Source organism: Streptomyces sp. NPDC002386, from assembly GCF_053593175.1.
This window is the reverse complement of the sequence record NZ_JBSFBX010000008.1, coordinates 382,590-389,982: the sequence shown is the minus strand read 5'-3', so window position 1 is coordinate 389,982 and position 7,393 is coordinate 382,590. Positions and strand designations below refer to the sequence as shown.

At 74.5% G+C, this 7,393-nt stretch carries 6 protein-coding genes; 4 read left to right on the top strand and 2 right to left on the bottom strand.

Annotated elements, in window-relative coordinates; genetic code table 11:
• The 3 genes from ACWCPN_RS19065 to ACWCPN_RS19055 form a co-directional block, all read left to right on the top strand.
• A partial coding sequence (locus tag ACWCPN_RS19065) for a C40 family peptidase (RefSeq protein WP_392295051.1) occupies positions 1–374 on the top strand: 374 nt, incomplete at its 5' end.
• Positions 375–609: 235 nt separating this feature from the next.
• The gene (locus tag ACWCPN_RS19060; RefSeq protein WP_199210237.1) at positions 610–1,632 is read left to right on the top strand and encodes a C40 family peptidase; all 1,023 of its coding nucleotides are present in this window, start codon (positions 610–612) and stop codon (positions 1,630–1,632) included.
• Between the two features lie 55 nt (positions 1,633–1,687).
• Entirely contained in the window at positions 1,688–2,890 is a 1,203-nt protein-coding gene (locus tag ACWCPN_RS19055; RefSeq protein ID WP_451207403.1) for a hypothetical protein, read from the top strand.
• Here ACWCPN_RS19055 and ACWCPN_RS19050 read toward each other — a convergent pair.
• Complete coding sequence (locus ACWCPN_RS19050) at positions 2,847–4,076, bottom strand: glycosyltransferase 87 family protein (RefSeq protein ID WP_451207400.1); 1,230 nt, start codon at positions 4,074–4,076, stop codon at positions 2,847–2,849. The genes ACWCPN_RS19055 and ACWCPN_RS19050 overlap by 44 nt on opposite strands.
• Before the next feature lie 84 nt (positions 4,077–4,160).
• Between ACWCPN_RS19050 and ACWCPN_RS19045 the strand changes: the two genes are divergently transcribed.
• A complete protein-coding gene (locus ACWCPN_RS19045) occupies positions 4,161–5,303 on the top strand; it encodes a glycosyltransferase family 4 protein (RefSeq protein ID WP_451207398.1) in 1,143 nt (380 codons plus the stop codon).
• A gap of 153 nt (positions 5,304–5,456) precedes the next feature.
• Here ACWCPN_RS19045 and ACWCPN_RS19040 read toward each other — a convergent pair whose 3' ends face one another.
• Positions 5,457–7,253, bottom strand: coding sequence for an AMP-dependent synthetase/ligase (locus ACWCPN_RS19040; RefSeq protein ID WP_451207395.1), 1,797 nt, complete (start codon positions 7,251–7,253; stop codon positions 5,457–5,459).
• Positions 7,254–7,393: the final 140 nt, after the last annotated feature.

The window sequence follows — 7,393 nt, the reverse complement described above, 5'->3', positions numbered from 1 at the left end:
TGGACCTCGGCAACGACTCCTCCGCCTCCGGCCGGGCCGCCGCCGCGTTCTCCGCCGCGCAGAGCAAGATCGGCTCGCCGTACGTCTACGGCGCCTCCGGTCCGTCCTCCTTCGACTGCTCGGGCCTGACCTCCTGGGCCTACGCCCAGGCCGGCGTCTCCATACCGCGCACCTCCGAGGCCCAGGCGAACTACGGCGCCCACCTGTCGCAGAGCCAGCTCCAGGTCGGCGACCTGGTGTTCTTCTACGGCGACCTGCACCACGTCGGCCTCTACGCCGGCAACGGCCAGGTGCTGCACGCCCCGCACACCGGCGCCGTGGTCCGCTACGAGGCGATCGGCAACATGCCGTTCCAGTTCGGCGTCCGCGTCTGACCCCGTCCCTCACCGGATCCGGGGCGCCCGAACGAGCGAATCCCGGATACCCCGACTGACTCCCCGCCCCGCCCTGACCTGCGTCAGCGGCGGGGCGTGCTGGTTGTGGGGCCGTTGACGGCCTTTGGCCGCCGTCCTTCCGCACGGTTACTGTCTGCCGCGTTTCCCCGGCGCGGGGGTCTCCCCGTCCCTCGCGCCGGGGAGACCGTTCCCGTCCGCCAGCGGAAGGACTCCCGTGGGTTCCCATCGCCGTCTCGCACCGTCCGGGTTCGACCGGGGCGCCTCGGCCGCCCTGTGCGCGTTGTCGGCGGCGGCCGCCGCCCTGGGGGCCGTACCGGCCGACGCCGCACCGCACCCGAACACCCGGGCCGAGGTGGACCGTCTCTACGAGGAGGCCGAGAAGGCGACCCAGGCCTACGACAAGGCCGACGAGCGGGCCGACGCGCTGCGCCGCGAAGTCCGCGACGCGCAGGAGCACATCGCGCGCCGCCAGCAGCGCGTCAACACCATGCGCGAGCGGCTGGGTTCACTGGCCGGCGCCCAGTACCGCTCCGGCGGCCTCGACCCCGCCGTCGCCCTGCTCCTGTCCGACGATCCGGACGACTACCTGGCCAGGGCCGCCACCCTCGACCGCATCGGCGTCCAGCAGGCGGGCCAACTCCGGGAGTTGCGCGTGGAGATGCGGCGACTCGCCCAGGAGCGGGCCGAGGCCGCGGGGAAGCTCGCCGAGCTGGAGCGCGGCCGCAAGGCCGTCGACGTCCACAAGCGGATCGTGGAACGCAAGCTCGCCCGGGCCCGGCAGCTGCTCAACTCCCTGCCCGCCGGCGAACGCGCCGCCTACGACCGCGCCTCCCGCGGCGGCCGCGCCGATCTGCCCGGGCTGCCGGACCTGGCCGGCGCGGTCGCCCCCGACGCCCGCGCCGCGGCCGCCGTCGCCGCCGCCCGGTCCGCCCTGGGCCGCCCCTACGTGTGGGGCGCCAGCGGACCGTCCGGCTTCGACTGCTCGGGGCTGATGCAGTGGTCGTACGCCCGGGCCGGCGTCCATCTGCCGCGCACCTCCCAGGACCAGCGGCACGCCGGCCGGCAGATCCCGCTGTCCCAGGCACGTCCGGGTGACCTGGTCGTCTACCGCTCCGACGCCAGCCACGTGGGGATGTACGTCGGCAACGGCCGGGTGATCCACGCGCCCTACCCGGGCGCGCCGGTGCGCTACGACCCGGTCGGGATGATGCCGATCTCCTCCGTCACCCGTCCCTGACCTCAGGCGCCGGTACGGCGGACGGGCCCCGGGCCGGGCGCCGTACGATCGGCGGGTGACTGTTCGTGGACGGGCGCGGCGGACGTGGCGCGCCGCGGCGGCCGGGCTCTGCCTGCTGCTCCTGCCGCCCCTGGCCGGATGCGCCGGGCGGACCGCCGCCGACCCGGCCACCGCCGAGGTGCAGCGGGTCCTCGACCGGCGGTCGGCGGCCCTGCTCGGACACGACGAGACCGCCTTCGGCACCACCGGCGTCCGCACCGCCTACGTCCGGCTGCGCGCCCTGCCCCTGGCCTCCTGGGCGTACCGGGTGACGGCCCTGCGCCGGGGCGGCTCCGCCGCCACCGCCGACGCCGAGCTGCGCTACCGGGTCGCCGGCTACGACCGGGCACCGGTCAGCGTCCGCCGCACGCTCACCCTGCGCCGCACCGGCGGCGGCCGGTGGTACGTCACCGGTGACCGGCCCGCCGGGAAGTCCGGGCAGCAGCTGTGGGACCAGGGCCCGGTCACCGCCGTCCGGGGCGCGCACAGCCTGGTCCTCGGGACCGGCCAGGACGCCGCCGAGCTGCGCCGCTACGCCCGGCTCGCCGACCGCGCCGTACCGGCCGTCTCCGCGGCGTGGGGGACGGCGTGGACCCGGCGGATCGTCGTCCTCGTCCCGCGGAGCCTCGCGGGCATGGCCGGACTGCTCGGCTCACCCGCCTCCGGCTACCGGGGCATCGCCGCGGTCACCACCGGCGAGGCCGGGAGCCCGGGGAGCACGCCGGCGGACCGGGTGGTGGTCAACCCGGACGCGTACGCGGTGCTGGGCGAGACCGGCAGGCAGGTGGTGCTCACCCACGAGACCACCCATGTGGCCACCCGGGCGCACACCACCGCCGCCACCCCGCTCTGGCTGTCCGAGGGGTACGCCGACTGGATCGGCTACCTCGGCACCGGCCGCACACCGTCCGAGGCCGCACCGGAACTGAGCCGCGCGGTCCGGGACGGCAAGGTGCCGGCGGCCCTGCCCGCCGACGGGGACTTCGCCTTCAGCGGCGACCCCGACCACCTCGCACAGGCCTACGAGGGCGGCTGGCTGGCCTGCCGGATGATCGCCGAGCACTGGGGCGAGAGCCGGCTCGGCGCCTTCTACCGCGCCGTCGGTGCCCACGACAGCCGCGCGGGAGCCCTCGACGAGGCCCTGCGCGAGACCCTGGGCACCACCCCGGAGGAGTTCACCGCCCGGTGGCGCGACTACGTACGCGGTCAGCTGGGGTGACCGGTACCGGCTCGGTGGCCGCCGGGACGGTGGCCCGCCACAGGGCGCGGGCCGCGGTGAGGGCCGCGGCGACGAGGAGGGCGTTGCGCAGCAGGAGCAGGGCGACGCCGTAGGTGTCGCTCACGATGACGTGCGCGAAGCCGACGGGGAACTCCAGCAGGGTGACGAAGGCGGCCGCCAGGACCAGTGCGGCGGGCGTGTCCGTCCGGCTCGCCCGGAAGCACCCGCGGACGGCGGCCAGGCCGATCAGCCACACCAGGTACTGCGGGCTGATCACCCGGCTGGTGACGGTGAGGAGCAGCACCGCGGTGAACGCGGCGTCCGCGAGCGTGTGCGGCTCGAACCGGGCCGCCCGCAGCCGCCACAGCAGCAGCCAGCAGCAGGCGCCGACGCTCAGTGCCACCGCGGCCCTGCCGACGGTCCCGGCGTACGGGCCGAGGAACTCCACCGAGCCGTAGTTCAGCACCACCTCGCCCGGCCAGCCGAAGCGCCGGGCCACATGGAGGACCAGGCCGCCCAGCGACTCCACCTCGGTGCCCCGGTCGCGCTGGAAGGCCAGGAACGCGAACGCGCCGGGCATGGCCACCGCGAACAGTGCCGCGACCCCGGCCCCGGTCACCGCCGCCGAGAGCCAGGCCCGCAGCCGTGTGGCGCCCACCAGCAGCAGCGCGGGCCACACCTTCAGCAGCGCCCCGAAAGCCGCCAGCGCGCCCATCACCCGGGGATACCGGGCCCCCGCCAGCAGGGCTGCCACGGCCACCGCGGTCACCATCAGGTCGTACCGGGCGTACGCGGTCGGGCCGAGCAGCGGCAGACCCGCCACCCAGGTCCACGCGCCGCGCGACGACCGCCCGGGCCGCCGGCCGGCGTACGTCAGCAGCCCGAACACGGCCAGGTCGGCGAGGCAGCTCAGGACGAAGAACGCGGGCGCGTAGCCGAGGAACGGCAGCAGGCCGGGGGAGAGTATCGCCAGCGCGGCCGCGGGCGGGTACTGCCAGGTCACGTCGTGGAGCGGGAACGAGCCCTGGCGCAGCACCCCGGACCAGCCCTGGTAGATCACCGACACGTCGGTGGTGACGTCCGCGCCGGGGAGGGAGACCACCCGGAAGACCAGGAGCAGCAGCACCAGCCGGGTGGCGCACCAGGTCCACGCCGGCGCCGCCGGCCACCCGCCCGTCCAGTTCACCCGTGCTCCCCTCCGTCCGCCCGTGCACGGCCAGGGAACCATGGTTCCCCGGCCCGCCGCAGGCGCGCGGTAGGGTCGGCGGCGATGCACAAGACCCTCATCGTGACCAACGACTTCCCGCCCCGGCCGGGCGGCATCCAGGCCTTCCTGCACAACATGGCCCTCCGGCTGGACCCCGAGCGGCTCGTCGTCTACGCCTCCACCTGGAAGCGCGGCCAGGAGGGCGCCCGGGCCACGGCCGCCTTCGACGACGAACAGCCCTTCACCGTCGTACGCGACCGTACGACCATGCTGCTGCCGACGCCCGCGGCGACACGGCGGGCGACCGGGCTGCTGCGGGAGCACGGCTGCACCTCGGTGTGGTTCGGGGCGGCGGCGCCGCTCGGTCTGATGGCACCGTCCCTCAGGAGGGCGGGCGCCGAGCGGCTGGTGGCGACCACCCACGGGCACGAGGCCGGCTGGGCGCAGCTTCCCGCCGCCCGGCAACTGCTGCGCCGGATCGGCGAGTCCACGGACACCCTCACCTACCTCGGCGAGTACACCCGCTCCCGGATCGCCACCGCCCTCACCGAGGACGCGGCCCGGCGCATGACGCAGCTTCCGCCCGGGGTCGACGAGAAGACCTTCCACCCGGACTCGGGCGGCGACGAGGTGCGGGCGCGGCTCGGGCTCACCGAGCGTCCGGTGGTGGTGTGCGTCTCCCGGCTGGTGCCGCGCAAGGGCCAGGACACGCTCATCCGGGCCATGCCGCGGATCCTGGCCGCCGAGCCGGACGCCGTGCTGCTGATCGTCGGCGGCGGGCCCTACGAGCGGGACCTGCGCCGGATGGCGCGGGAGACCGGCGTCGAGGCCTCGGTCCGCTTCACCGGCGCCGTGCCCTGGGCCGAGCTGCCCGCGCACTACGGCGCCGGTGACGTCTTCGCCATGCCGTGCCGCACCCGGCGCGGCGGGCTGGACGTCGAGGGCCTCGGCATCGTCTACCTGGAGGCCTCCGCCACCGGGCTGCCGGTGGTCGCCGGCGACTCGGGCGGCGCGCCGGACGCGGTGCTGGACGGTGAGACCGGCTGGGTCGTCCGGGGCGGCGAGCCGGCCGAGGCGGCCGAGCGGATCACCGCCCTGCTCGGCGACGCCGGGCTGCGCCGCCGGATGGGTGAGCGCGGCCGCCAGTGGGTCGAGGAGAGGTGGCGCTGGGACCTGCTGGCGGAGAAGCTCAAGGCCCTGCTCTAGGCGCGCCCGCGACGTACGCACGGCGACGCACGACGCGCGACGCACGCACGGCGACGCACGACGCGCGACGCACGCACGGGGGACGCCCGGCGACGCGCGACGGCGCGGATCCCCGTCGGGGACCCGCGCCGTGACGCGTTCTCGGCGGGCGGCCTACTTGGCGTAGATCGCCTCGATCTCGTCCGCGTAGTCCTTCGCCACCACGTTCCGCTTCAGCTTCAGCGACGGGGTGAGGTGGCCCGACTCCTCCGTGAACTGCGCCGGGAGGATGCGGAACTTGCGCACCGACTCCGCCTTCGACACGGCGGCGTTGCCGTCGTCGATCGCCGCCTGGATGGCCGCCCGCAGTTCCGGGTCCTCGCGCAGCGAGGCCGCGGTGCAGCCGGCCGGCTTGCCGTGCTCCTCCGCCCAGCGGCCCAGGAACTCCTCGTCGATGGTGACCAGCGCGCCGACGAACGGGCGCCCGTCGCCCACCACCATGCACTCGGCGACCAGCGCGTGCGCCCGGATCCGGTCCTCGATCACGGCCGGGGCCACGTTCTTGCCGCCCGCCGTGACGATGATCTCCTTCTTGCGACCGGTGATCCGCAGGTAGCCGTCCTCGTCGAGGGTGCCTATGTCACCGGTGTGGAACCAGCCGTCCGCCAGCGCCTCGGCGGTCGCGCCCGGGTTGTTCCAGTACTCCTTGAACAGGTGCTCGCCGTGCAGCAGCACCTCGCCGTCGTCCGCTATCCGGACCACCGAGCCGGGCAGCGGCTGGCCGACCGTGCCGATCTTCTGCCGGTCCCAGGGGTTGAACGCGGTGGCCGCGCAGGACTCGGTCAGGCCGTAGCCCTCCAGCACCGTGAAGCCGATGCCCCGGAAGAAGTGGCCGAGCCGCTCGCCGAGCGGGGCACCGCCGGAGATCGCGTACTCGCCCCGGCCGCCGAGGACCGCGCGCAGCTTGCCGTAGACCAGCCGGTCGAAGACCTTGTGCTTGATCTTCAGGCCGAGTGCCGGGCCCGACGGGGCGTCCAGCGCCTTGCTGTAGGCGATCGCGGTGTCCGCCGCCTTGTCGAAGATCGCGCCCTTGCCGTCCGCCTGCGCCTTGGCGCGGGCCGTGTTGTAGACCTTCTCGAAGACGCGCGGCACACCGAGGACCAGGGTCGGCCGGAACGCGGCCAGCTCGTCGGTGAGGTTCTTGATGTCCGGGACGCAGCCGAGCTTGATCGGCGCCATCATCGGGGCGATCTGCACCAGCCGGCCGAAGACGTGCGCGAGCGGCAGGAAGAGCAGCACCGAGCACTCGCCGGTGCGGAACAGCGGACGCAGCCGCTCGACGATGTTCCCGCACTCGGCGAAGAAGCTGCGGTGGGTGAGCACACAGCCCTTGGGGCGGCCCGTCGTGCCGGAGGTGTAGACGATCGTCGCCGGGTCGTCGGCCCGGGCGAGCGAGCCGCGCTCCTCCACGGTCGCGTCCGCGACGCCCTGGCCGAGCCGGGCCAGTTCCTCCAGGCCGCCGGCCTCGATCTGCCAGACGTGCTTCAGCGCGGGCAGCGAGGCCCGCACCGACTCCACGGCCTGCGTGTGGGTGTCCAGCTCCACGACACAGGCGGTCGCGCCCGAGTCGGACAGGATCCACTGCACCTGCTCCGGCGAGCTGGTCTCGTACACCGGCACGGTCACCGCGCCCGCGCTCCAGATCGCGAAGTCCATCAGCGTCCACTCGTACCGGGTGCGGGACATCAGTCCCACCCGGTCGCCCGGCTGCACACCGGCGGCGATGAGGCCCTTGGCGGCCGTGTGCACCTCGGCGAGGAAGCGGGTCGCCGTCACGTCCTGCCAGACACCGTCCACCTTGCGGGCGATGACGGCGACGTCGGGATGCTGCGCGGCGTTTCTGCGGACGATGTCGGTCAGGTTGCCGTCGGCAGGGACCTCGTACAAAGCCGGAAGGCTGAACTCGCGCAAGACTGCTGCTCCTCATAGGGCGCCGGCGCCACGACTCTGTGTGATGCGACGGTGCGGTCCAAGGCTCGGGAGTGCTCCGGAAATCACATGCGGATTCACATGTTGAAATCCAGAGCACGACTGGACGGCCCGGACGTTAC